22 protein-coding genes and 1 tRNA gene are annotated in these 24825 nt (G+C 43.7%); 10 read left to right on the plus strand and 13 right to left on the minus strand.

The genetic code is table 11. From position 1 onward, the window contains the following. Window positions 1-241 precede the first annotated feature (241 nt). Entirely contained in the window at window positions 242-1771 is a 1530-nt protein-coding gene (locus ACQCVE_RS10130) for a BCCT family transporter (RefSeq protein ID WP_426862668.1), read from the plus strand. A gap of 187 nt (window positions 1772-1958) precedes the next feature. Here the strand turns inward: ACQCVE_RS10130 and ACQCVE_RS10135 are convergent, their stop codons facing one another. Further along, window positions 1959-2243, minus strand: coding sequence for an MTH1187 family thiamine-binding protein (locus tag ACQCVE_RS10135; RefSeq protein ID WP_426844915.1), 285 nt, complete (start codon window positions 2241-2243; stop codon window positions 1959-1961). 205 nt (window positions 2244-2448) lie between these two features. Between ACQCVE_RS10135 and ACQCVE_RS10140 the strand changes: the two genes are divergently transcribed. The 5 genes from ACQCVE_RS10140 (at window position 2449) to ACQCVE_RS10160 (ending at window position 8729) form a co-directional block, all read left to right on the plus strand. After that, window positions 2449-3471: a LacI family DNA-binding transcriptional regulator gene (locus ACQCVE_RS10140; protein ID WP_426862670.1), complete on the plus strand. Its 1023-nt coding sequence runs from the start codon at window positions 2449-2451 to the stop codon at window positions 3469-3471. A 131-nt stretch (window positions 3472-3602) separates the two neighbouring features. Then, window positions 3603-5702, plus strand: a complete 2100-nt coding sequence (locus ACQCVE_RS10145) for a glycogen debranching N-terminal domain-containing protein (protein WP_426862671.1) — start codon at window positions 3603-3605, stop codon at window positions 5700-5702. A gap of 20 nt (window positions 5703-5722) precedes the next feature. Next, window positions 5723-6976, plus strand: a complete 1254-nt coding sequence (locus ACQCVE_RS10150; RefSeq protein WP_426862672.1) for an ABC transporter substrate-binding protein — start codon at window positions 5723-5725, stop codon at window positions 6974-6976. Between the two features lie 74 nt (window positions 6977-7050). Beyond that, on the plus strand, window positions 7051-7893 hold the full coding sequence (locus ACQCVE_RS10155) for a carbohydrate ABC transporter permease (RefSeq protein WP_426844919.1): 843 nt from the start codon (window positions 7051-7053) through the stop codon (window positions 7891-7893). A gap of 11 nt (window positions 7894-7904) precedes the next feature. Continuing rightward, window positions 7905-8729: a carbohydrate ABC transporter permease gene (locus ACQCVE_RS10160; RefSeq protein WP_426844920.1), complete on the plus strand. Its 825-nt coding sequence runs from the start codon at window positions 7905-7907 to the stop codon at window positions 8727-8729. A 124-nt stretch (window positions 8730-8853) separates the two neighbouring features. On the opposite strand, the gene ACQCVE_RS10165 is transcribed toward ACQCVE_RS10160, so the two are convergent. The 9 genes from ACQCVE_RS10165 to ACQCVE_RS10205 form a co-directional block, all read right to left on the minus strand. Continuing rightward, window positions 8854-11466 (minus strand): YfhO family protein, encoded by a 2613-nt coding sequence (locus ACQCVE_RS10165; RefSeq protein WP_426862674.1) that lies wholly within the window; start codon window positions 11464-11466, stop codon window positions 8854-8856. A 25-nt stretch (window positions 11467-11491) separates the two neighbouring features. Continuing rightward, window positions 11492-11923: a GtrA family protein gene (locus tag ACQCVE_RS10170; protein ID WP_426844922.1), complete on the minus strand. Its 432-nt coding sequence runs from the start codon at window positions 11921-11923 to the stop codon at window positions 11492-11494. Then, a complete protein-coding gene (locus tag ACQCVE_RS10175) occupies window positions 11913-12887 on the minus strand; it encodes a glycosyltransferase family 2 protein (protein WP_426844923.1) in 975 nt (324 codons plus the stop codon). The genes ACQCVE_RS10170 and ACQCVE_RS10175 overlap by 11 nt, the downstream gene beginning before the upstream one ends. Before the next feature lie 274 nt (window positions 12888-13161). Next, on the minus strand, window positions 13162-13890 hold the full coding sequence (locus ACQCVE_RS10180; protein ID WP_426844924.1) for a glycosyltransferase: 729 nt from the start codon (window positions 13888-13890) through the stop codon (window positions 13162-13164). Continuing rightward, on the minus strand, window positions 13890-14576 hold the full coding sequence (locus ACQCVE_RS10185) for a polysaccharide deacetylase family protein (protein ID WP_426844925.1): 687 nt from the start codon (window positions 14574-14576) through the stop codon (window positions 13890-13892). Before ACQCVE_RS10185 ends, ACQCVE_RS10180 begins: the two co-directional genes overlap by 1 nt. 246 nt (window positions 14577-14822) lie before the next feature. Next, entirely contained in the window at window positions 14823-15626 is an 804-nt protein-coding gene (locus ACQCVE_RS10190) for a CAP domain-containing protein (RefSeq protein ID WP_426844926.1), read from the minus strand. A 200-nt stretch (window positions 15627-15826) separates the two neighbouring features. Then, window positions 15827-18211, minus strand: coding sequence for a M14 family metallopeptidase (locus tag ACQCVE_RS10195; protein WP_426862676.1), 2385 nt, complete (start codon window positions 18209-18211; stop codon window positions 15827-15829). Between the two features lie 397 nt (window positions 18212-18608). Beyond that, window positions 18609-19877, minus strand: coding sequence for a glycosyltransferase family protein (locus ACQCVE_RS10200; RefSeq protein ID WP_426862678.1), 1269 nt, complete (start codon window positions 19875-19877; stop codon window positions 18609-18611). Window positions 19878-20109: 232 nt separating this feature from the next. Then, a tRNA-Arg gene (locus tag ACQCVE_RS10205) sits at window positions 20110-20183 on the minus strand. 117 nt (window positions 20184-20300) lie between these two features. Here ACQCVE_RS10205 and ACQCVE_RS10210 point away from each other — a divergent pair. The 4 genes from ACQCVE_RS10210 to ACQCVE_RS10225 all read left to right on the plus strand — a co-directional run bounded on the left by ACQCVE_RS10210 (window position 20301) and on the right by ACQCVE_RS10225 (window position 22774). Then, window positions 20301-20927: a metal-dependent hydrolase gene (locus ACQCVE_RS10210; protein ID WP_426862680.1), complete on the plus strand. Its 627-nt coding sequence runs from the start codon at window positions 20301-20303 to the stop codon at window positions 20925-20927. A gap of 13 nt (window positions 20928-20940) precedes the next feature. After that, window positions 20941-21387 (plus strand): GNAT family N-acetyltransferase, encoded by a 447-nt coding sequence (locus tag ACQCVE_RS10215; protein ID WP_426862681.1) that lies wholly within the window; start codon window positions 20941-20943, stop codon window positions 21385-21387. A 153-nt stretch (window positions 21388-21540) separates the two neighbouring features. Then, on the plus strand, window positions 21541-22194 hold the full coding sequence (locus ACQCVE_RS10220; RefSeq protein WP_426862683.1) for a hypothetical protein: 654 nt from the start codon (window positions 21541-21543) through the stop codon (window positions 22192-22194). A 232-nt stretch (window positions 22195-22426) separates the two neighbouring features. Next, on the plus strand, window positions 22427-22774 hold the full coding sequence (locus ACQCVE_RS10225) for a hypothetical protein (protein ID WP_426844933.1): 348 nt from the start codon (window positions 22427-22429) through the stop codon (window positions 22772-22774). 206 nt (window positions 22775-22980) lie between these two features. On the opposite strand, the gene ACQCVE_RS10230 is transcribed toward ACQCVE_RS10225, so the two are convergent. The 3 genes from ACQCVE_RS10230 to ACQCVE_RS10240 form a co-directional block, all read right to left on the minus strand. Next, window positions 22981-23805, minus strand: coding sequence for an MBL fold metallo-hydrolase (locus tag ACQCVE_RS10230; protein WP_426862685.1), 825 nt, complete (start codon window positions 23803-23805; stop codon window positions 22981-22983). Between the two features lie 71 nt (window positions 23806-23876). Continuing rightward, window positions 23877-24065: a hypothetical protein gene (locus ACQCVE_RS10235; protein WP_426844935.1), complete on the minus strand. Its 189-nt coding sequence runs from the start codon at window positions 24063-24065 to the stop codon at window positions 23877-23879. Between the two features lie 169 nt (window positions 24066-24234). Then, a complete protein-coding gene (locus ACQCVE_RS10240; protein ID WP_426844936.1) occupies window positions 24235-24753 on the minus strand; it encodes a hypothetical protein in 519 nt (172 codons plus the stop codon). Window positions 24754-24825: the final 72 nt, after the last annotated feature.

Genomic DNA, 24825 nt, shown 5'->3' on the forward strand with positions numbered 1-24825 from the left:
GCCTAAGATGCTATATGCACTGTCTTAGGAGGGGCAATGAGATGCCCCTGTCTTGAAGGCTGTTCAAAACAGAAATGGACTGCGAACGTTTAGTCATTCAAGAATCCCACCCGTCACACCGTAAGGTAGGGCTTGCGGCTTTAGCCGTGGGAGTCTCAAATAACTAAAGCATTATGAGAGTCTTATAAAGAGCAAAAAGTATGATTGCTCAGCTTTTTAACCATTATGAGGAGGAATGCATTTGAGGAAATTTACACCGATGTTCTGGATTGCAATCAGCATGGGGGCGCTTTTTGTAGGATGGGGAGCCCTGTTCCCGAACAATTTATTAGAAGTTATGACCGGTATTAAAACGTTGTTCTTGGATAAGTTCGGATGGTTCTACCAGTTCTCAGCTTCTTTCTTTATTATTGCTGCCATCATCATCGCTTCCAGCAGGTATGGGAAAATACGATTAGGAAAAGATGAGGATCGTCCCGAATACAGCACCCCGACCTGGTTTGCTATGCTGTTCAGTGCAGGTATGGGTATTGGACTCCTTTTTTATGGAGTTTCAGAGCCCGCTTCTCACTTTTCGACTCCGCCGTTCGGAGATGGAGGAACGGAAGAATCAGCCAGAGTTTCCTTGCGGTATACATACCTTCATTGGGGCTTTCATGCCTGGGCGATTTATGCGGTTGTAGCGCTGGCGCTTGCCTACTATAAGTTTCGTAAAGGGCTTCCTGGTTTAATGAGCGCCACATTGTATCCGTTAATAGGGGAAAAGACGAAAGGGCCAATTGGATACGCAGTTGATATAATTGCTGTCTTTGCTACTCTGTTTGGAGTGGCCATTTCCCTTGGTATAGGAGCACAGCAGATTAACAGCGGTTTCAATTATTTATTCGGCTGGCCTGTTAACTTTACCACCCAGCTGATCATTATGGGTTTTACAACCATATTATTTATTTATTCCGCAGCAAGCGGATTATCTAAAGGAATTAAATATTTAAGCAATACAAATATGTTCCTGGCCGTTCTTTTATTCTTTGCTTTTCTATTTCTTGGTCCTACACAGTTTGTGCTTGAGCTGTTTTCTACGACATTTGGGTCATACGTACAAAACCTGCCGAGTATGGGATTGCGTTTTTCGCCTTTCAACCAAGAGGATAATCAATGGGTAAAAGACTGGACCATTTTTTACTGGGCATGGTGGATTTCGTGGACGCCATTTGTCGGAACGTTCATTGCAAGAGTTTCGAAAGGAAGGACGGTCCGGGAATTTATCCTTGCGGTCATCATCGCTCCAACTCTTGTGTGCTCTTTGTGGTTTGGGGTCTTCGGAGGGACAGGCCTCTATTTTGAACTCATTCAAGGTGCGGATGTATCAGGTCAAAGTCTGGAAACGGCGTTGTTTTATGTATACAAGCTGATGCCATTTGGAACGGTCCTGACTATTATTTCCCTTTTGCTCATCACCACCTTTTTTGTAACATCCGCTGACTCTGCTACTTATGTACTTGGTATGCAGACCTCAAATGGAAGTTTGAATCCTCCAACCCTGGTGAAAGTCAGCTGGGGACTGATTATGGCCGCTATTGCAGCGATATTAATGGGAACGGGTGGTGTAGAAGGGCTGCAGGCAGCCACGATTATTTCCGCGCTCCCGCTCGGGATTATTCTAATCTTTATGACGGCCGCTCTATTTAAATCTTTCCAGAGCGAGCTTTCTTCCGCCAAAAAAGAGAAGGAGAACGTTGAAGAAACAGCTTCACATAAGAAAGCCCAGTAAGAGCCCGGCTTTAAAGAGCATGGTCGAGCTTTGAATGGGAACAGTACATTTGTATAGTGCATTTACGAAAGCAACACGCTGAAATGGCAGCCTTTTTGCAAGGGCTGCCATTTTATTTATTTTGTGCTGTCTGGAGCGGGTTACAACTTATGCCGCTGCATGATGCAGGCTCCCTTGAACTCCATTCTCAGACCTTCTCTTGATTATCCAGATTCAGTTTTTTATCGTTGCGGTCATCCAGTTTAATAGAAGTGATAAGCCGATCCGTTCCATCCTGAGTCAGTAATTCGCTGTGGACAAGCTTTGCAAGATCAAATAATTCATCCGCATTCCCTTCTATCACTGTCGATAAAGGCGTCACATCACAGTTAAAGCCTTTTTCTCTGATAATTGAAACGGCAAGTTCCACATTTTTCCTCATACTTGTATCATCTGTACCTACAGGGGTGATGGTTAATTCCAATACAGCCATAACTCTCTCCTCCTCATAACCGTTTAGTTATCCGTTACCCTCTCGGATAAAAATGAATCTTATTTCTAAAAGACTAGCAAATGATTTAACCTAAAAACGGATTAGCCTAATCAAAATTTTAAACCAATTAAAGATTGCAATCGCTTGCAGGTGAATGTAGAATGGACTCATATACTGGACCCGAAACGTTTTGGAGGTTTTATGGATGACTACAATTAAGGATATTGCCAAAGTGGCAGGGGTATCTGTAACCACGGTGTCCAGAGCATTAAATGGATATTCTGATGTCAGCGAAAAGACCAGGAAAAAAATTATTGAGATTTCTAAAGAACTTAATTACAGTCCGAACATTCTAGCCAGGGGTCTCGTCATGAATAAATCCAAAACGATTGGATTGCTTGTTTCCGGGTTTAATAAAGAAAGCGTAAAGGATAATTTCACGTTTGAAGTTCTTTCCGGCATTAACCAATGTGCTGCAGAAACAGACTATGACCTCGTGTTATTCAATACTAATTCTACAAAACAGAGAGAAAAGACTTATGCTCAGCTATGCCGGGAGAGAAGGGTAGATGGTGTAATCCTGCAGGGGATTAAAACTGACGATCCATATTTGCAGGAGGTAGTAGAGAGCAGCATTCCATGTGTGTTAATCGACATCCCTATTCAGACAGAACATGTAGGGTATGTTTCCACAGACAATTCATTAGGTGCCGAAAAGGCTGTCAGGCACTTACTGGAGCTCGGGCATCGCAACATTGCCATGGTTAATGGACATGACTTTGCCTATGTTAGCGAAGAACGTCTGAAGGGCTTTAAAAAAGCCGTATCTGATGCGGGAATTCCGGGGAGGGAAGAATGGATTGTCAATGGTGATTTTAAGGAATATGAAGCAGAAAAAGCGGTCTTTGAATTGCTTAAAATTCACCCTTGCATAACAGCCATTTTCTGTGCAAGCGATCTAATGGCTTTTGGGGCAATTAAAGCAGCGGCAAGGCTAAACCTTTCTGTGCCAGAGGATTTATCGGTAGTTGGATATGATGATATTCTGCTGGCAGGCTATGTGTCCCCGAGTTTGACCACAATCGCTCAAAACCGCGAAATGCTTGGATTTCATGCAGCCAGACTGCTTATGGACATGCTTAATAAAGACAGTCAGCCAGCTCACCTTCTTTTGGAAACCGAGCTTAAAGTACGAAAGTCAACTGCACCAGTCAAACATGGAGATTAAGCTGCCTGAGATACAGGACGATATAAACGGCAAGGACTAAAGAGCAGGAAGGATTTCAATTTTCATACTAAAGAAGCTATCGAGGCGTTTTATACATTTTCCGAAACGTTTCGGATAACCAGGAGGCAGACATGGACTATTTAGTTATAAAAGAAAATGATTTATTTTTACTATCAGAGCCTAACGGGGACATTACCCAAAACCATTCCTACGGCCTGGGCCTATACACTAAGGACACAAGGTTTCTCAGCAAAATGGAGCTTAAAATCAATGGGGAAAAACCTGTCCTCCTTTCCTCTGATGGTTCAGCGAATCAGGTATCGCGTGTGCTGCTTACAAATCCGCACATGGAAAGGGATGGCGAGCTGATCTTGTGGAGAGAATCAGTTCAAATCGAAAGAGAACGTTTTATATATGAAGGTGTTTTATATGAAACCATCTATCTGACAAACTACTATCCTAAAGCTGTGAAATTCACGATTGATTTGGCTTTTGATGCGGATTTTAAGGATATGTTTATCGTCCGGGGGTTCCAAAAAGGAAATGTCGGGGCAAAAACCGGTCAAGTATATGATGAAAATTCATATGAACTAAATTATTCCGGGTCCGACGATTTGGAGCGGACAACCAGAATATCATGGGACAAGTCACCGGATGAAGTAAAGGAAAATGGAGATTTCACGTACAACTTCGAATTGGAACACAGCCAGGAGCAGGCTTTCACCATCATGGTACAGCCCGTCATTAATGGTTCATACGAAATTGGCATCCCGATTCCAGCGAATGAGGCGCTTGAAAAATTAACAGACTCGTATTCAGAATGGAACCGGCAAGCGCCGCTTATGAAGACAGATTTGACTCCATTGCAGCAGCTGGTGGACCGGGGATGGTCCGATCTGCGTGTCTTAATGACAGATATCGGACATGGAGGTTTCCCGGTTGCAGGTCTTCCGTGGTTCGGCGTTCCTTTTGGCAGGGACAGCCTGATTGCAGCTTTGCAAATGCTGTCATTTAATCCTGAGGCGGCTAAAGGTACGTTAAAAACGATGGCCAGTACCCAAGGGACAAAAGTTGATCCGTGGAGGGATGAACAGCCGGGGAAAATCATGCATGAGATGAGGTTTGGAGAGCTTGCAAACACAGATCAGGTTCCTTTCACACCTTATTACGGTACCATTGATGCGACACCGCTTTACCTGATCCTCCTGACTGAATATGTAAGATGGACTGGAGATTTACAGCTTGCTGAAGAACTGATGGACAGTGTGGTCAAAGCCCTTACCTGGATTGATGAGTTTGGGGACAGGGATGGGGATTTGTTCGTGGAGTATCATCAGGAATCAAGCAATGGGATCGCCAATCAGGGATGGAAGGATTCAGGTGACTCCATTGTCCACAGGAGTGGAGAATACGCGGAGACCCCCATTGCCCTGGCGGAGGTTCAAGGATATGTCTATCAGGCAAAAACGGGAGTTGCCGATCTATTTGAAGCACTGGATCTAAAGGATAAAGCAGCCGCGCTTAGAACGCAGGCGGAAGAATTAAAACAGGAATTTGAAAATAAATTCTGGATGGAAGAGCACCAATTCTATGCGATAGCGCTTGATCGGGATAAAAAACAAGTTGGAACCATCACTTCCAACCCTGGGCATGTTCTTTTTTCAGGCATGCTGGAAGAAGAAAGGGCAAAAGCGGTTGCTGACATGCTGACCTCGGAAAAAATGTTTTCAGGATTTGGAATCCGGACAATGGGAGAAGGAGAAGCAGGCTACAATCCGATGAGCTACCATGATGGAAGCATATGGCCACATGATAACAGCATGACCTTGATTGGAATGAGCAAGCTTAACCAGCATGAACAGGCAAAAACAGTTATATCCGGTTTAATAAAAGCAGCCAGCCAGTTTGAATATGAGCGCTTGCCGGAGCTTTTCTGCGGCTATTCATCTTCTATCGGAAAAGCAGTCAAGTACCCCGTTGCCTGTTCACCTCAGGCTTGGGCAGCTGGCACACCGCTCATCATCATCCAGTCCCTTCTGGGATTATTTCCGGATAGTCTGAACAAAAGAATCTATTTAAACCCCGTTCTTTTGGAGGAAATGAATGAGCTGCTTGTTTCCCGCATCAGAGTAGGAAAGGGGCATGTATCCATCAGACTGGTTAAGGAAGAAGGAAAAACAAAAACAGCCATAATTGAAAATACAACAGGCTTTGAAATTATTCAAAAGTAAAAGGGAGGAGTGCTAAACGGATGAAACAAAAAAAGTGGATATCCATGCTTGGCATTACGGCTCTATTAGGATTAGCGATCGCTTCCGGCTGCAGCAGCCAGGAAGCGGATAGCGGATTGAAGAAAACAGAACTCGTTATGAGCGGCTGGGGAGGCAATCCAGTAGAAAAGAAGCTTCTCGAAGAAGTGATTGCTGATTTTGAGGAACTGCATCCGCATATTGATGTTAAATTCAATGTAATAAATGATCAGTATATGGATGTATTAAAAACCCGGCTTATCGGCGGCACAGCCGCAGATGTATTTTATCTGGATGCATTTGAAGCTCCAGCGCTAATGGAAACTGGAGCTGTAGAACCGCTTAATAAATATGTAACAGAAGATTTTGATCTGGAAGACTTTGAAAAACCCATGCTGGAAGCTTTCAAACAAGGCGAAACCCTTTATGGAGTCCCGAAGGATTATTCGACGCTCGCATTGTTTTATAACAAGGATCTGTTTAAAGAGGCTGGAATCAGTGAACCTCCAAAAACGTGGGAAGAGATGGAGGCTGCAGCGAAAAAGCTTACAAAGGAGGGCGATGTTTATGGACTTGGAGTCCTTCCTAATATTGAAAGGATGTATTACATGGCTGAATCAGGAGACGGACAGGTCATCACTGAAGATCGGGCAACCTTTGCCGATGACAAAGTGGTAAATGAACTTCAGCCCATCCTTGATATGCGCCTCAAAGATAAAACGGCTGCCCAGCCATCTGAAGCAGGGGCGGGCACCAATGCAGGTGAAATGTTCGGACGGGGTAAAGCAGCGATGGTTATGGAGGGGAATTGGAACATCCCTTATTTAGATGAAACCTTTCCTAATATCGATTATGGCACCGCAGAAATCCCAGCCATAAATGGAAAAAAGGGAACGATGTCCTTTACAGTCGGATACGCCATGAATGCCGAGTCAGATCATAAGGAAGAATCGTGGGAGCTAATTTCCTATTTAACAGGCCAGGAAGGAATGAAAAAGTGGACAAGCAAAGGTTTTGCACTTCCGACCCGTAAATCGGTTGCTTCAGAGCTTGGGTTTGATAAAGATGAATTGCGGGGGCCGCTTGTAAAAGGCGCGGAATACGCCACCGTCTGGCAGGACGGTCCATTTCTCCCAATTGTCATGAACAATTTCAATAACCAGTTTTTAAGTGCTTATTTAGGTGAACGGCCTTTAAAAGAAGCGTTGGAAGACGCTGAAAAACAAGCGAATAAAGAGATAAAAGTTACAGAATAAATAATGAAAATGAGAGGTGATGCTGTTTGAAAGCCAGCCGTTCAAGAAGAGAAGCAGGTCAGGGTTATTTGTTTATGTCTCCTGCTTTGATTATCATCGGGTTATTTGTAATCGCTCCCATTCTTTACGCCGTATTTCTGTCTTTCAATAAAGTTGAACTAATTGGAACCTCCTCATTTGAATTTCGGGGATTAGACAATTATGCGAAAATAGCATTGGATGACAGAGCCATGATCGCACTTAAGAATACCGCCTTTTATGTGGCAGTTGTCGTACCGGTCCAGACGGTTCTGGCCCTTGTGCTGGCTGCATCGTTAAATGCAGGCATGAAAGGCCAAAAATTTTTCAGAGTCGTCTACTTTTTGCCGACCCTTACGTCCTCTGCGGTTCTTACCCTTATATTTATGTGGATGTACAATCAAAACGGACTGATTAATAAAGTCCTGGATTTTCTGCACCTGCCTACCTACAACTGGATTAATGACCCTAGTGTGGCTTTAATCGCTATCATGATTATGAACATATGGGCTACTGCACCATTTTATATGGTCATCTATTTAGCAGCCTTACAGGATGTGCCGGAGAGCTATTATGAGGCAGCAGAGCTTGACGGAGCAAATGCCTTCCAAAAGTTTTGGCATATTACAGTCCCGCATCTCCGTCCGGTGACGTCATTTGTGGTCATCATGGGACTGATTGGCACTTTCCAGCTGTTTGACCAGTCGTATATTTTTTCGGGAGGCTCTGGCGGACCAAACAACTCAACATTAACGGTCGTCCTGTTAATCTATCAATATGCCTTTAAAACACTTGGAACAATGGGCTATGCAACAGCACTGGCCTTTATGCTCGCATTGATCATCCTGGCAGCAACCCTGCTGCAGCGCAGGTTTTCTAAAGAAGAATCACTATACTGAGGAGGGGTTCTGTGAAAAAGAAATCATTTGGCAGAGGGGCTCTATACGCGATCCTGATTGGATATGCGATCATTACCATCATTCCGTTCCTGTGGGCACTTTCCTCTTCCTTTAAAACACTTGGGGAAATTGTAAGCGGTTCAATCAACTTTCTTCCTGAAACGTTTACATTAGAGAATTACAAACAAATTTTTACGACCGAGCCTCTTTTCGGGCGCTGGCTTTTCAACAGCCTCCTAATAGCTGTTCTGGGAACCCTGCTTAATTTACTGTTCAATTCCATGGCGGGATATGCTCTCGCCCGATTAAGCTTTCCAGGTAAGAAGAGTATATTTATCATTATTTTAGCGGTGCTGATGATTCCTTTCCAGGTTACCCTTATCCCTAATTTCCTTCTTTTAAAAGAGCTTGGGTGGCTCAATACCTATCAGGGAATGATAATACCCGGTGCAGTTAATGCTACGTTTATTTTTATGATGAGACAGTTCTTTATTAACTTTCCAAAAGAAGTGGAAGAAGCGGCAGCGATTGATGGCTTGGGTAAATTCGGAACGTTCTTCAGGATTGTCCTTCCATTGGCTAAACCGGCTCTTGCCGCCCAAACGATTTTCGTCTTCATGGCTTTCTGGAATGATTTTATGAGGCCGCTTGTTATTTTGGCGGACCCGGAAATGTTTACGCTCACTCTGGGATTAAACTCATTTAAAGGACAATACATCAGCTATTGGAATTACATTATGGCAGCATCCATGGTCTTCACCCTGCCGATTTTGATTCTTTATGCATTTTTTAATAAATACTTTGTAAAAGGAATTTCTTTCACGGGAGGGAAATAATTTGTTTCCGCGGCCGCAGAAAACTGCTGCAGTACCCTTTATTGATAGTGTCCGGGGGTCGGTCGGGGATGCTTTATTCAGGCCAATAAATTAGCCAGCCGCTTTTCACGCGGCTGGCTTTTGGTTATTTTTTTCTTCTCCTGGTTCGAATCATAGAAAAAATGGTGATAAGCAGGGCTATTGCTGAAATGATTAAGCTCTCTTTAAGCAGAGGGGTCGTATACACAAATTCTATATCGTAGGTTCCTTTTTTCAAAGGGGTGCCGACGAAAGCATGGTTAACTGTGAGCGTCTTTGCTTCTTTTCCATTCACATATGTTTTCCAGCCTTTGCTGTAAGGAATGGATGTAGTCAGCATTCCATCCTGGATTGCTTCAATTTTTCCTTTGACCCTATTCTTTTCATAATGGATATCGGTTAACGACTGCTTTTGCAGCTGCTCTGCCTTGTCAGTGTCAATTTTCTGGCGATACACTTTAATGGAGGAGACACGATATTCACCTGGGTCAAGTTTAATGGTAACGGAATCTTTTTCATAGGAATGGCCAAGATTTATGACAAATCCTTTTGTAGGATAGGCATATTTGTTTTCAACAGGGAGCTTTTGAGTATGGATGCCTTCAACCTTCATATTGAAGCGCTCTCCCTGTTCCTGTTTCAAATCAGCCTCGACAAAGACTTCATCATCCGTTCCAATCTTCTGTTGATCTATAGGAATGGAAATGGTTCCTTTTTCATTGACAATAAAGATTTTTCCGGATTGTTTTACATTTTTCAATGTGAACGGCTTCTGCTGGTCAATCCGTTCTGAATCCAAGTTCTTGAAATTGAATTTTTCCCAGTTTAGTTCTTTTACCGGTTTTTCGGTATAAACAGCTTGCAGCAGCAGCTGATCCCGCTCAGTGAAGGAAAGCTTCTCCACATCATCTTCAGCAGCATATTGGGTCTGCATAAAACCAATTGGAAGGGCATAAGGGTTCTCATATACCGTTAGTGATTCATTTTGATCCACCATGTCAGCGTTATATACCGGAGCCGCGGAATCCTTCGGAACCATATGATATTTGACACCCATGTAGCTTTCCAAATAAAACCGATTGTTAAAATGGTTAAACTTATTAATGGAGTCATGATCGAATAACACATTATGGCGCTGCTTCAGAAAGTATTGAAGATTGCCGCTGAGAAGACTGCTGTAAGCTCCGGCTCCGTGATAATCCTGATACATCGGAGCGTTGTGGTATTTATTTCCATCGTTGATCATTCGATAGAAGCTTTGGTCGCTGCTTTGAATAGACCGGATGAGCTCAAGCTCAGCTTTGTTTTCAAGTCCCGGCTGGCTGAGGACCCCGCTGTCCATTGTGCTCTGTCCATAGAACGTTCCGAGCGATTTTTTAGAAAAAACAGCCTGTGTTCCAAATGTATTCAGTGCCAGGATCCCTGACAGGAAAAGATAGAAGGCTGTCTTGCCCATTTTTCCCGCGAGAAGGAATAATGGTAAGCATAGGGCCGTCAATCCTAATATGAGCCATTCATAGGATGCAAATGCTGCATTTCTGCTGTAAATGGGCGCAAACAAGCCAAAGCCTAAAACCAGGAATGGAATGAGTGCTCTGGAAGCCTTTATTTTCCCAGCGTTTTCTGCAATTCTGTCTATCAGGAATGCAGATGTTATTGAAACAGAAAAGATGAGCAAGTAGACCCATCGGCTTTGCATTTCTGATAATCCGTTAAAAAACGAGTGCGCAAACGGAATAAAATATAATACATACATGAAAAGGCTCATATACAAAAACGATTTTTCTCTCCGGTTTAAAAATGTGAAGCCAACCGTATATAAAAAGAGCATGGCTACCGGCAGGCCCAGAATGGAATAAGTACCGTCCAGGTTGAACGTCGTTTCCAAAATCCCTGCGTAATACTCCGGAGCGAATGCAAGCGGGACCTCATTTGCTTTTCCGCCGCGGTTTGCTTGAAAGAGCGCATAAATAGAAGGGATGAACGCTGCAGCAGCAAGCCCAAATGCAAGCAGATAAAATTTCCCCCATCCAAAGAAAAAGCGGAACAGGCCTTTAATGGTAAGAGTTTGTTTCGTACCGATAAAAGCAAAAACAGCGTAAATCAATAGAAACACACTGGACTTAAAGGCAAAGTAAAAGTTTGTAGAGAGCATGAGGAACAGGCCGGCTGTAAACAGCCCCCATTTCTTCTCCTTCATCCATCTTTCAAACCCAAGAATCATCAGCGGCAGCCATACCATGGAATCAACCATAAAATCCCAAAGCAGCGAATGCTTAAGGAAGAAAATCGATCCGCCATATAAAAGCGCTCCAATAATAGAGGCCATATAAGTCCGCTTCAGGTATTTCAGCAGGATAAACATGATTAGCATGGAACTAAAGGATTTTAGGATGCTGAGGCCTATTTTAAGCTGAACGACATGGAAGATTGTATCCATATTAAAGAAGGCAGAGGCCCAAAAAAACAGGGACGTGCTGTAGTAATAACCAAACTCACCGAATAAGTCACCGCCAATCCCGTAATTCCATGACCACATCATATTGCCGGATCGAAAGTTTTCACCCAGAAATTTGTGGAAGACAGCCATTTGGGAGAGGGCATCTGAATTAACTGTGAAGTAGGCATCAGATTGCAAAAAATAAAAGTGTGTCACAAAGGAAGCCACAAATAAAAATAAAATGGATAATGCTCCCTTTTTACTGAAAATCGTTTTCATATACAGTCTACTCTCCTATACAGCTTCAATCGGTAGAAGTGCTTGTTTCTTTTTTAGTTTTAAAGACAAATAGCTTGCTGACGGTGTAATTCAGAACAATCACCACAATGTTTACGGCGATTTTGGAAAAGGTGTCATTCACTCTGATCAATTCGACAAGCAGGATCATCAGCCCAAGATCTATAGCAAAAGAGGCCAGACGGAATCCTGTAAACGAGAGGGCTTCTTTTACCAGTGTTGGGAAATCGAATTCTTTGCTGGAAAAGACATAAAGTTTATTGGTAATGAAAGCAAACAGCACAGAAAGAATCCAAGCTATAGCTGTAGAAAATCGGTAATCGATTTGAAAGACGTTCAAGCAGACAAAATAAACGGCAAAATTAATAACAGTGGTCAGTACACCAAAAACGGCATACATGACCACTTCTTTTTGAGCAGGACTAAATTTACCGGACATGACGATACTCCTTTTCAGAAGCACGGTTTGTCACTTTTTCGTCGTTATATTCGTTCACAAAATACAAGGGACGTTTTTTCGTTTCATTGAAGATTCTTCCCAGATACTCTCCTATAACACCTAAAAACAGGAGCTGGATCCCTCCAAGGAAAAGGATAACTGCCATAAGGGATGGGTATCCGCTCACAGGGTCTCCATACAGCAAGGTTTTAGCCACGGTCCAAATCATAAAGATAAAAGCCAGGAATGATATAATCATTCCTGCGAAGGAAGAGACCCGCAGCGGAAAGGTCGTAAACGAAGTGATTCCTTCAATGGCAAGATCGGTTAATTTAAGATAATTCCATTTTGTCTCGCCGGCAGCGCGCGGATCTCTGTCAAAAAGAATTTCTTTTTTGTTGTATCCGATCCAGCTGAACATCCCTTTTGTATACCGCTGCGTTTCTCTAAGTTTCTTTAATGCCTCCACACAGCGGCGGTCAAGCAGGCGGAAGTCACCGGTATCCTCCTGAATCGGTATTCTGGTCGTTTTTCTGAGCAGCTTATAATACTGAGCGGAGGTCCATTTTTTTACCCGCGTTTCACCCGTTCGGGACCTCCGTCTGGCATAAACATCATCATAGCCTTCTTCCCAATAGCGGATCATCTCCGGTATCAGTTCAGGCGGATCCTGCAAATCCGCATCAAGAATGACGAGTGCGTCACCTGTTACATAATCCAGACCCGCAATCATCGCTACTTCTTTCCCGAAATTTCTGGATAAGTCAAGATAGTTTACCCGGTGATCCTTTTCCCTCAAAAATTTAAGAATGGAAAGGGTGCCGTCTTTACTTCCATCATTCACAAACAGTATCTCAAAATCATATTCTATTAATTCATCAATTACGCTGCTTACACGGCTATAAAGACTGTATAATACCTCTTCTTCATTATAAGCAGGAATCAAGATGCTGATTTTTTTCATAATCGTCTCCTTTAGTGTGAAGCCCTTGGTCATGCATATTAATATCACAATTTATCATTATACCACCATTAAAACAGATTGATAAGCGCTCCCATATTTTAAAAGTTTTAAATTAGTTGGAGAAAGGGTATTTAGCGCACCAGGCGGCAGCAGTTTCCTAACAGAGCTTGACCTTAATTTAGACGATTAAAAACCTGCATGCGTTTCATTAAGAGATTGGGAATTGGAGATAAACAAAAAGTGGACTGAATCCAATACGATTCAGTCCATCATGTTACTCCTCATACTCATAATATAGCTCATCGGCATGCTTGCGGTCGTTTTTCTTCAGGAATGCCAGAATTAACTCAGGTCTCTTAATAAGCACCCAGTCTCCGAACTTGTCAAACTTCCTGGCAGAAGTGGTCATAGCAAAAGGAATAGTACCGAACAGCTTCTTATTTTTTAATCCCCAGATTGAAAGGCGTTTGGCAAAATCACAGTCTTCCGCCATTAACAAATCCTCATTGAATCCGTTGATGGCTTCAAAGTCCTTTCGGTAACACCAGAATATACCAACTGATATGAACCCGTATTTTATTAATACAGGGATGACTAGTGAGGTTAAGGACGCTGCCATTCCAATGGACAGCCTGTCAAACCAGCCCGTAACGCCCCCGCCGATGAACAGTCCTGATGAGAGCAATCGGTCTGCAATGGTTAACACGTATCGATTCATCCGGGTGTCCGCATCAATGGTAATGAGGATTTCCCCTCTTGCAAGCTTTGCTCCTGCGTTTCGGATTTTGGACAGGTTTTTGTCATCGTTTTTGATGGTTATGCAATTGTAGGATTTCGCGATCGCTTCTGTCCTGTCCGTACAGCGGTTTAATACAACAATGATCTCGACCCTGTCTTTATAAGGCTTTGCTGCTGCTATTATGGATTCAAGGCACTTGCCAATAAATTTTTCTTCATTATGAGCAGGGATAATTACCGAAAATTTGATCGATTCATCTTCCATCACTTCAACCCTTTCATACGAAATACATCATAAATCGGATCTGCTAATAAACGGGATAAGAGCCATATATCCCATTCTTCTAAAGGGAAAGCTTGCTGATAAAATTCAGGAATTGTCACAAACCGGTATTGCAGTTCCTTCAGGCTGCCTATAACTTTTGGAAGGGCAGCAACTGTATTGTTTCTGGCACCACTTCCGTACTCGGTGCCATCATGCATGAGAATAATGCTGTTTTTTCTCAGCGTAGCCAAAATTCGCTGGTGTACAAGTTCAGCAGGCATATATTCGAGCCAATCCAAACTGTTTACGTTCCATAGAACGTTCGTCATGCCCATTTCTTTAATTGTCTGCAGTGCCTGTTTGCTGAGCTTGCCGAAAGGGGGGCGAAACAATGCAGGGGACGCGCCAATGATGTGTTTTATTTGCTCTGAAGCAATGCTGATTTCCTCTTTAAGCTCTTTTTTTGAAAGAAGGGTAAGGTCCGGATGTCTCCGAGTATGATTGCCGATTATATGTCCTTCATTATCTATTCTCTTAGTCAGCTCCGGAAATTTCTCTGCTTCATTTCCTATGAGGAAGAATGTGGCCTGGACTTGGTAGCTTTTTAATACGTCGAGGATTTGATGAGTATATAAAGAGGGTCCATCATCAAAAGTGAGGCTAACATAGCGTTGAGATTTGCTCATGCGGTTCAACCTTCCCTTGTGCTGCTCCTTTTCTTTTTTTACGATGGAAAAGCAATTTTTAGGATAGTATATGACCGGTCACATTATATGCTTGTACGAGTGCCCTTTTTACAGATCGGCCTTGGCAAGCGGGTGTAAGAAGAGGCTTTCCAGCCAGCATGAAAACCCTCGGGATGCTTGAAGCAGCCCGAGGGTTTTCGATGTGAATCGTCTCACTCAGCAGGCTTTTTTTAACAGCCCTTAGAGTTATTTCCCTGTAAACATCTGTGTCCAGTAATTCCCTTCTTTATTGAACCCGATGCCTATATTGGTAAATTCACTGTTCATAATGTTTTCTCTGTGACCTTGGCTATTCATCCACGCGTTTACCACTTCTTCCGGTGATTGCTGGCCTTGCGCAATGTTTTCTCCGGCTGTTTGATATTCCTGACCAAATTTTTTCATCATATCAAATGGGGAACCGTACGTGGGACTCGTATGAGAGAAGTAGTTGTTTTCCTGCATATCATCTGATTTTTCCTGGGCTACATTTGCCAGTGAGTTATCTGCTTTAAGCGGCTCTAACCCATTTTTTTGTCTTTCTTTATTTGTTAATTGGACCACTTGATTTTCGATTGAGGTCATGTCTTCGGCCTCGGGTTTCCCTGGCTGCTGATTTTGGTCAGGCTGCTGTCCCTGATTTGGCTGCTGTTCGGGGGGTGGTGTCTGATCTGGTGCCTGACCGTATCCCGGAGCTTGAGGGGTCTGTCCAGTGTCAGGCTGCTGTGGCATCGGAGCGCCGGGAATCATTCCATTTGGCAGCTGTCCTTCCATATTCGGCTGTGACTGATTGACATTTGAATAATCGACGTTTCTGGTTTTCGTGCTTGGAGTATCAGTATGATATGCCGTCTTTTCCGCCGTTAAATACCCGCTGCTGACCTTTACTTTTTGCTGCTGACTGTTTTCAGCTGCATGTTCACGGGCGGTGTCATTGTTCATAGTGCATCCGGCAAGGATACCGGCTGCGATAACTGGCACAGCCAACAGTGTCCTGTACGTTTTTCTCATCAATCTTTTCCTCCCATTATATAAACCAATTTGACAATACTTATTTTGTCAGCAGGCGGGAAAAACATGATTGGAAAAATATGCAATGAAAAAAGCTATAACCCTTATTGGAATAGGAGTTATAGCTTTTTATTCTTATTGCGAAAAGGGTCCAATAGAAACGGCACATTCATTTTGACTACAATTCGATAAGAAATGGCTTATTTTATTAGGAAGGTCCTGGAATTATAGCGTACATTTTTACCGGGTTTATAGTTGTTCTCGGCATTTCCGCTTGGATCTGCTGCAAACCAGTTGACGGTAGTGGTCTTGTTGATCTCCAGCGACTCAGCTTGTTCTCTCGTTCCGCTTAGCTGGAGCTTTTTTGAACGATAGGTTGGTCTTGTGCCATCAAGGGTGTAGTAAATCGTAGCCGGTTCATTGGTGGTGAAGGTTGCTTCAACTGAGTTTTTGAACCGCCGGCCGTTAGGTGAAATTTTTGATTTTGGAGCTTTCTTATCCATGGAGTATTCATAGGCAACGTCCATTAATCCGAGCAGCCCGTTTGAAAATTCCATTGCTTCCTCGTGTCCTTCTTCAAATGGGGGCTGAAAACCTACAAGCTCCCATTCCTGCTTCTCTTTGTTCCAAAGATCTGCACCCACTTCAAAATTCCAAGCGTAAATTCCTTTTTCATACCAGAGAAAGTCCGCTGAGTTTCCTGCTGCCGAATAGAGCACATCAGGAATTGGACCTGTTCGGCTAGGCAGAATAACCGTACCGCGATGTTCCTGAATTTTATTTAAAATGTGATCAGAAGCCTGCCAGTAATAAGCTTCATCTCCTGCAGAAGGGCGGGGAAGCGTTTCACGCTCCGGTGTATAGGCCCCCGGGGACCACATAAAGTATCCCCCGTAGCTATGAATGTTCATAGCGAATTTGATGTTCGGATTTTGATCCGTCAGCCATACTAAATTCTGGCTTTCAGGTTCTGATGTTTCACTGGGGCCTGCAAACAGACTGCTTAAACAGTTTGAAGAAGAGGCGCCAACGTAACCGTCAAAAACAGAACCGACAGCATGATTCCTGTTTAGATCGACTCCCCAGGAGTTACGGAGACCCGAGTCTGATTGAGCCTCACCGCAATAATTGGTCATGTTTTTCCGCTGCATGTTAAAATCATAAAAACTGTAATGGGCGCCGTCCGGGTTCATGGTTGGAATAATAAAGATATCTAGGTGATCGACAAGCTTTCTTGTTTCACTGTCATGAGAATAGTTCCGAAGCAGACGTTCCGCTGTCTCGACTGAAACAAGAGGAGTGACCCATTCCCTGGCATGCTCCTGTGAATACCCGAGTACACCAGGCTTTGATCCATCGCGGTGCTTTCCAATCCGGATCGCTTTGACCGTAAAAGGATCTCTGGAAACATTGCCCGGTGCTTTCAGATTGTCTGTAAGATTGGCCGAACCCGGTTCAACAATGCTCGTCCCGCTGTTCCCGCGATAAGTGCTGGCTGACAAAATATGGCCCGCGTCCCTGTTCAGAATGTTCACTACATCACGGGCTGTACTTTTCACTTTTGCTTCGTTGTCTGTAGCAAGCTGGACGGTTACTTTCTGAGGGGCAGACTCCACCTGTAAAGGGAGATTCGCTCCGCCATTCTTCATTTCAAGGATCATTCCGTTGCCGCCCTCATGCCCCCATGCTCTGGAAGTAACCACAACGGCTGCGCTTGAATTCTTCCCGATTGTTGCTTGCGCCAGACGCCGGTATCCATTCGTTTTGTTTGGCATTTCTACGATCTCTGCAATATCAGGGTAGGTATTCGCCAAATTTTCGAGCCGGGCATTGATTTCGGTAGGGTCCATATAATGATCCACAAAATTCTGCACGTAATGCCTGCTCGGACGGTCTGGCTTGTCTCCCAGCCATTCTGTTACCTTTAACGAAGACTCCCCGCCTAATGAACTTGTAATGCTCACATTTTTAGGTTTGTCTGTAATCGGGAGCATGAAAGAATGATAAAGGTATTCACCTGCATCCTCAATTTTAGAAAGAACGGCTGTCTTTTCTTCTCCGTTCTCCTTCCAGCTCGCTGTCAGGATTGTACTGGATGCCATGCCTGCAGATGACTTGGCTTCTACATACAGGAACATGTCAGACTGATTCTTAAAATAATTGGCCCGTAAAATCTTTACTGTGTCTTCAGATGCTGCAAGCTGTTTTTGCTCCTGAACCATTTTGTTCCGTTCTCCAGCCCTCTGTTTCCACTCCTTTTCGGTTATGAGCGTATCCTTAACGTGAATCCCGTGCATTTTCAGCAACTTAATTTCAGAAGGAGTGACAACAGCATCCACTTCAATTTCTTTGCCATGGTAATGAACCCTGTGTGCTAAATCGATCCCAAGCTCAGTCAGCCTGTCCATTGCCTGACTGTTCGGAATACTAAGCTGTACGACTGAAACCGTTTCTCCATCCTTCATCATTAAAGGATTCTCTTTAGCCGAAGAAGCGGCCACGATTGAATCTTCAGGAGAGAGGGCCAATCCGGTAAAGGCAGAAAAAAGCAAAACAGAAGATATAAGCTTTTTTGATAAATTCATACAAAAAACACCTCCTATGTAAATTTAAGGATAGTTTATCCTTAAATTTCAGAATATTCAATCATACTTTAGGAGGGCTGTTTTATGCAAGAATTCCCAAGCGCAAACGGTTGCTGTAGCCAACTGCCTATAAATAAATAAGGCTGCTGCAGAAAAAGAAGGGTTCGAGGGGGGAAGAGAACCGGAAAATGATTCATATGAACTGGAGAATGCCGACTTTTGCATGGTTTTTTTAGAGGTGAGCCCGGACTTTGACACAGGCTCAATGTTGTTCAAAAAACCTAATAAGAATGGTGTGCTTTCCGCTAGTTTTATATGAGAACCTGGCATAGTAATATGATTAAACAGCCCCTCAGATGCAGATGCAGGATCAGGGGGCTGTTAACAGAATCATGCTCTATGCAAATATAGCTGATTTCATTCTCTTCCATTCCATGGATAAGTCATATAAAAATCTTAAACAGACATTCATTGTTCGCGGAAAAGGAGCGGCCTTTCTGTTTCGTAGTATAAGGATTTGGCCCGGAAAGATCTTATTTCCAGATAATTGATTTAATTCTTTTAGCTGCTGAATGAAGACATTATTTTTCTTTGAAATGGACCATAACGTCTCATGCTGCTGGACATGGTGGATTTCGCACGTTTCGTAGCTGATCCATCTTCCTTCTCCAGGAGATTGCGGTGTTTCCTTTAAAATGCCTCTGGCCTTTATGATCTTCAGCATCTCAAGAGCCCTGAAGTGATAGGAATTATCTTCGACGGCTTTAAACCCTCTATTTTGAATCAGCTTTCTTTTTAACGGGTTCTTTAAAAAATATTCAACCCTTTGAACGGTTTCCAGAGGGTTTGATGAGACAGCCAGATCGCGGCCAGGTACGAATTTTTCTTTGACAGCCGGTGTATCAGATGTCAGAAGAAACCCGCCGGACCCAAGAATTTCATAGGTTCGCTGGGTTAACTGATCCTCGCAGTTTTGCAAGCCGATGATGATTTTGGCGGAGTTGTAGATTTTGTATGCATCTCTGTAATCCACATATCCATGGATCCACTCCCTTGGAATGGGGCGGCCTAAATACTTGCCCATATGCTCCCAGTTCTTTCCCCAAAAGTCTACTCGGATGCCATTTTGAATGAGAGGTGCGATAAGAGTTTGCAATGAGGAGGAACGAAACACATCTGGGTTTTCTTTAATATAGTCAGGATAAGCATTGGCGACAACCGCGATATTCGCCCGGTATTCCGGCAGGGGAAGAGTCCGGCGGTGAACACTTTCATGATAGCCGAAATCCAGGTGAGCTGCTTTAATCCCGAGATCCTCGTACATTTTGCATAATGAAGAAGAAACAGTGAATACAAAATCGGGCTTCATCCTTCTGATTAATGGCAGTGTAAAATTGTGAGTATGCAGCGGATCCTCAGTTGCCCAGTAGACGAGCGGAATCTTGGCTTTGGAAACAGCTTCCCTGATCCATATCTGTTTTGCCTCCCAATGCTCCTCAGTCCAGCCGGTTGATACAATTAAATCCGGCTTCACTTTGTCTATCATTCCAGTGAGTATCTCGCTGCTTATCGGCCCTGAAATGACAGCGGTGTGGCCAGCATCCTTAAATCCGTTTGGCAATCCATATATCCACATAGGGTGGCTTTCAAGAAAAAGAACGATCATTTTCTTTTCCCTCCATTTATGATTGGTACAAACTATTACTATGTAAGGGAAGTGAGTGATGGCACGGCATTCGGGGTTTACCACAGCGAACTGTCCTTGGAATGCGAAGGATTTTAAGCTTGGATCTCTTTAGTGCCATGAAATGACAGATCAGTCGGCAGGGCAGTAAAGATCAGGCAGAAGAAAAAAAGTCTGCACACCCGTATGAATAGGTGTGCAGACTTTTAAAGGACGTCCCAGGCGAGATTCGAACTCACGGCCTACAGCTTAGGAGGCTGTCGCTCTATCCAGCTGAGCTACTGGGACATAGAATAACATTATAATCGATAAACTGAGAAAGGTCAAAAAATTAGCTTATTAAAGAGATCGTATGTTTGCTATAATGAGTAAGAATACATAACAGCTAGAACAGGCGGAATGAATATGAGAGGAAGCACACATGCAGTTTTGGGAGGCGCCGCAGGGATGGCTGTTGCTTATTGGCAGCAGACAGATTCAACGACGGCTGCTTCATTAATTGGAATCGGAGTACTCTCCGGCCTTGTGCCGGATTTGGATGTTAACGGGAAGCTCTCGAATACGTTAACCTCAAGAAAATGGAAATATGGTTTGCTTGCTCTGATAGGTGTCCTTTTAGCAAGTGACAGTGCGTTTTCTGAGAGAGGAACCGGACAGTGGCTGGGGATTCTTCTTGGTGCAGGACTGATTACCCTTCCAAGGTTTTTCATGAAGAAGAGAACCATTCTCCTTATAACCGGATTTGTTATTGGCGGAGCAGGTATGATGCTTAATGAACGATGGATTCTTTTAATGGGAATCTATATTTGTGCGGCAGCCACACAGCCGCATCGCGGCATTACCCATTCATTGATCGGTCTGATCTTCTTCGGGTATATCGGTTTTTATTTGGAACAGGATTTACAGATTTCCGGTGTGCTTTATACATGTGTGGCCGGATACGCAAGCCATTTGTTTGCTGATCTTAAGGTGCTGCCGGCAAACCGTAAAGGGGTAAAGTGGTTCCAGCCATTTTCAAAAAGGGAATTTTAATGGGGGGCTGTACATGAGCTGGCAGCTGAAAGCATTTTCTGACTTAACTGCAATCGAACTTTATGAGATTCTTAAAGAAAGAACGAACGTGTTTGTCGTGTGGCAAAACTGTCCATATTTGGAGACGGATGGAAAGGATTTCGTGTCCTTACACCTTTACCGGAAAATGGACGGGGTTATAGTCGCCTATGCCCGGCTGCTGCCTCCCGGGGTGTCATTTGAAGAGGCGTCAATCGGCAGGGTTTTGGTGCATGCTGATTATAGGAGGCAGGGACTTGCTGCAGAATTGCTAGATAAAGCACTGGATGTCATAGTGAGAGAAAAAAAAGAAAAAGCGGTTAAGATTCAGGCACAGGAGTATTTAAAGGCATTTTATGAATCTTTTGGATTCAGGGCAGTAACGGGCTGTTATATGGAGGATGGGATTCCTCACATAAATATGGTTTTGCAAGTTAAGTGAGCATGCAGGCGAAATCGGCAGGATATTAATGGATATGAAACCAATCACTGGCATCAATCGACATATACAGTAGGAACTTCAATGATTTTCCTGCTTTTCACTATTTTGTGGTACCATTTAGTTTATGAATATATTCGGGAGGTCTCATTCAACATGTACAAACAGATGACTGCATTAACGGCAGCGCTCACGCTGATTCTTTCCACAGGCTGCCAATCACAGGAGACAAATGGAAGCAGCTCGGAGGAATCAGAAAAAACCGTGCAGGAAACAGAACCTAAAAAAGAAACTAAGGAATCAAATGAACGAGAAACAGCCGAGCAGGAAAAACCGGCTGAAAACGAAACGGCCAAGGAAGAGAATGCAGAGACAGATGGTGCTGAGACAGAGGACGCAGAATCTGCTGAGTCCAGCCAGAGCGGGGAAGCGGAAGCGGAACAGGAACAGAAAGAAAAACCAGCCCGCTATGTCTCTCCTTTTGAATTGAGAGACGAAATCCAAATCAGCCTGACGAGAGAAGAGGCAGAGGAGGTACTCCAGAATAAAAAGCCTGAGCAAGTAAAAACGGCTGATGGAACCACGGCTTACCGCTATGATTATATGCCTGAGAACGGATACAAGCCTGCCGTATCAGATCCGGATATTGAAGGGATTATTGCCGGGAAAATGGAAGCCCAGGTATTCATCTGGTATACCCCTGAAAACACAGTGGAACGCTATACCGTTTATCATAAAACAGAAGATGGAAAAGCGGTTGAATACCGGGATGAAGGCAATGGAGAAGGCATGGAGAGTATTTTAAACTGAATATTCAAAAGATAAATCTCCTTATCAAAGCAAGGGAATGCACTCATAGCGTTCCCATGTTTTTTTTTTGCAAAGCCTCATGGCAGCCGAAAGAGGGACAAGCTCTGAAACACTCAGCTTAACCTAAAATGGTGAATATTCTGCTGCTGCATGTTGCACGGACTTTTTTTTGGACATGTATGCATCCCCCTTTGAATAAAATGAAACAAAAAGGAAGAGGAGAGAACCTCTTATGGATATGAGGAAAAGTATTTGGCCGGTACTGATGGCCGTATGCATTATAGGAGCTTCGCTGTATATGAGTTCATGGGATGCAAAAACTGAAGAGACCGGCAGTCCTCTTCTTATAGGGGGGGAAGAAATTGTTTCGGTGCAGGGGGAGGCAGGGGAATTTCCCCGTCAAAATCCATTTGAAGTTGAAAGCAAGCTAGTCGGAACAAAAAAGGTGAAAGATAAAGGGATTGAATATAAGGTCGAAACGTATCGGGAATATGAAGTGTACACGGACTCTAATGGCGAAATTATTAAAGAGGTTCCAACCTCTAATTTCAATTATTTAAGGTACAGGACAGCAAACTAAAATTCTTGATGTAACGCGGGGGATTTAAGCCACTCATCATCAGCCGTTAAGAAGACAAAACTGACCGATAACCAAAACCGGCCGATCCAGATAAGAAACCGGCCGGTAAACCCTGATGAAAATAAAGCATTTCTACGGTGAAACGAACTGATAGATGGCTGCGTCTTTTACAGATGAATTTGCAGACGCACATTCGCTGGACGTTTTCAGTGATGTCTTGAAGGGACAGCAGCCTTATCAAAATTCGTGACGAGATCCTTCAAACCGCCGGCAAGCTTGGCGCCTCTAACAGGCTTCCCATGTCCGGTCACAGCTGCAGAAGGTTTTAGCTCCTCGAGTTTAGAAACGCTCTCTTTTGCTTCTGTCCAATGAAAAGTGAAATACTGCGGTGGACCGCTGATTTCCAGATCCTGAACCACAACGTGATAAAGGGACTCCTGCTTGACTGTTACAAAAGCATCTCCCGCAATCAGAACCCGGTCCTCTTCTCTTATAAATGACACATGGCCTTTCGTATGGCCTGGAGTATGAACCCATCTCCACCCCTTTAGAAAGGGAACTTCTCCATCCAATGGAAGCTCCTGAACATGCTTATCAAGGTTGATTGCTTCATTCGGATAGTAAGGCGAGAGCTTGGCCATAAGACCTTTCGGAAGCGTACTTCCTTCCGGGTAGTTTTCTTTCCCTGTCAGGTAAGGAATTTCAAATGGATGGGCGTATACAGGAATGTTCCAGTGGTTTATTAATTCAATAATGGCTCCAACATGGTCAAAGTGGCCATGAGTTAAAAGAATAGCTCTTGGCTTAAGGCCGTCTGGAAGGAGCGACTCTGTAAATTGAATGATGGAGTCCGCTGAACCTGTCATGCCGGCGTCCACTAGCACCCAGTTATCCGTGGCAAATTGATCCTGGATGAGGCACACATTTACGATTTGAATAGTTTTCCAATAAACTCCGGGGGCTGCTTCTTCCACTGAGCCGCTATTAACAGAAACAGCCGGAATGTGTTTATAGTCTTTCCCATATTCCAATCTATCCAGCTCCTTTCGGTTCAGAATAGTATTAGTGATACCCGAAAACCTGCACAAATAAAAATCCGGCCTCAGCTGGACCGGATTTGCCTGTTTTTTTCTTTTTGTCTATGCTGCTCATCCAATTTCATATCTAATCGGTCCAGCTGCCTTTTTGACCGGGAACTGGAAGGAAAAAAGCGGACAATGACCGCTGCTGCAAAAAAGAGAAGGCTGAAGCTGAAAATCTGTATAAGAATGTCTCCGGCACCGTAATTCATCCTCTCACCCCTTACTCTGCATTATACCTGCTCAGGCTGGAATGAGGGAGGGGGGTTTTGAGGTATATAGGAGATTCTTGTTTTATTCTGGCTGAACCGCCTGTTGTTTTCATCAGCCGATGATCTGGCGCATGGAGCAGAGGGTTCGCGGTATCTGTTCCGAAAAGCCCTATCCGCTCCAGACAATTTCTCCGCATTTCTTTTCTTTATCAAGCGCTACTTCAAACTGATGTTTTTTATAAAAATGGATAAGACGGTCAACATGATCCCAATCCCGCTCAGCAATGTCGCCGACGATATAGGGAATATTGTGCTGACGCGCTTTTTGTTTCAAATAGTTCATACAGATGGAGCCGTACCCTTTGTTTGCAGGTCCTTTAATATCTCCGATCTTGATGGTATCTGCTGCTTTGTAAGTGGCCTGAATGGAAAAATCCCACATGCCGCGATAGGAAGATTCACAGTCATTGATCATAATTTTGCAGGCGCTCCCATCATCGATCGCGTGCACGATCACCCATTTGTCTTCCTTGGACTGGTCAATCCCCAGCACTTCCCCTTTTCCATTTTGGGCAATTTCTTTCATGTTCGCCTGCATCCTGAAAAGCTGCATTTCCAAGTCTTCTTTTTCTTCCAATAGCTCTTCTGCGTCCTTTTCCCGCCCAGGTCTGGTTTCCGCAAGAAGCATTGCTATACGCCTCCAATCATTTTTGTTTTTTTATCATTTATAAAGTATAAGCTCTGTTTAAACTTAGGGGAT

The organism is Metabacillus sp. 113a (genome assembly GCF_050107635.1).
In the GTDB taxonomy this organism is placed as follows: Bacteria; Bacillota; Bacilli; order Bacillales; family Bacillaceae; genus Metabacillus_B.

Bases quoted from the DNA above. Each gene is read 5' to 3' on its own strand.
- ACQCVE_RS10210 (WP_426862680.1), top strand. From the start codon at position 20,301: ATGAGAGGAAGCACACATGCAGTTTTGGGAGGCGCCGCAGGGATGGCT.
- ACQCVE_RS10155 (WP_426844919.1), top strand. From the start codon at position 7,051: ATGTCTCCTGCTTTGATTATCATCGGGTTATTTGTAATCGCTCCCATT.
- ACQCVE_RS10195 (WP_426862676.1), bottom strand. From the start codon at position 18,211: ATGAATTTATCAAAAAAGCTTATATCTTCTGTTTTGCTTTTTTCTGCC.
- ACQCVE_RS10175 (WP_426844923.1), bottom strand. From the start codon at position 12,887: ATGAAAAAAATCAGCATCTTGATTCCTGCTTATAATGAAGAAGAGGTA.
- ACQCVE_RS10190 (WP_426844926.1), bottom strand. From the start codon at position 15,626: ATGAGAAAAACGTACAGGACACTGTTGGCTGTGCCAGTTATCGCAGCC.
- ACQCVE_RS10150 (WP_426862672.1), top strand. From the start codon at position 5,723: ATGAAACAAAAAAAGTGGATATCCATGCTTGGCATTACGGCTCTATTA.
- ACQCVE_RS10140 (WP_426862670.1), top strand. From the start codon at position 2,449: ATGACTACAATTAAGGATATTGCCAAAGTGGCAGGGGTATCTGTAACC.
- ACQCVE_RS10215 (WP_426862681.1), top strand. From the start codon at position 20,941: ATGAGCTGGCAGCTGAAAGCATTTTCTGACTTAACTGCAATCGAACTT.
- ACQCVE_RS10145 (WP_426862671.1), top strand. From the start codon at position 3,603: ATGGACTATTTAGTTATAAAAGAAAATGATTTATTTTTACTATCAGAG.
- ACQCVE_RS10200 (WP_426862678.1), bottom strand. From the start codon at position 19,877: ATGATCGTTCTTTTTCTTGAAAGCCACCCTATGTGGATATATGGATTG.
- ACQCVE_RS10180 (WP_426844924.1), bottom strand. From the start codon at position 13,890: ATGGAAGATGAATCGATCAAATTTTCGGTAATTATCCCTGCTCATAAT.
- ACQCVE_RS10170 (WP_426844922.1), bottom strand. From the start codon at position 11,923: ATGTCCGGTAAATTTAGTCCTGCTCAAAAAGAAGTGGTCATGTATGCC.
- ACQCVE_RS10135 (WP_426844915.1), bottom strand. From the start codon at position 2,243: ATGGCTGTATTGGAATTAACCATCACCCCTGTAGGTACAGATGATACA.
- ACQCVE_RS10185 (WP_426844925.1), bottom strand. From the start codon at position 14,576: ATGAGCAAATCTCAACGCTATGTTAGCCTCACTTTTGATGATGGACCC.
- ACQCVE_RS10220 (WP_426862683.1), top strand. From the start codon at position 21,541: ATGTACAAACAGATGACTGCATTAACGGCAGCGCTCACGCTGATTCTT.
- ACQCVE_RS10225 (WP_426844933.1), top strand. From the start codon at position 22,427: ATGGATATGAGGAAAAGTATTTGGCCGGTACTGATGGCCGTATGCATT.
- ACQCVE_RS10235 (WP_426844935.1), bottom strand. From the start codon at position 24,065: ATGAATTACGGTGCCGGAGACATTCTTATACAGATTTTCAGCTTCAGC.
- ACQCVE_RS10240 (WP_426844936.1), bottom strand. From the start codon at position 24,753: ATGCTTCTTGCGGAAACCAGACCTGGGCGGGAAAAGGACGCAGAAGAG.
- ACQCVE_RS10165 (WP_426862674.1), bottom strand. From the start codon at position 11,466: ATGAAAACGATTTTCAGTAAAAAGGGAGCATTATCCATTTTATTTTTA.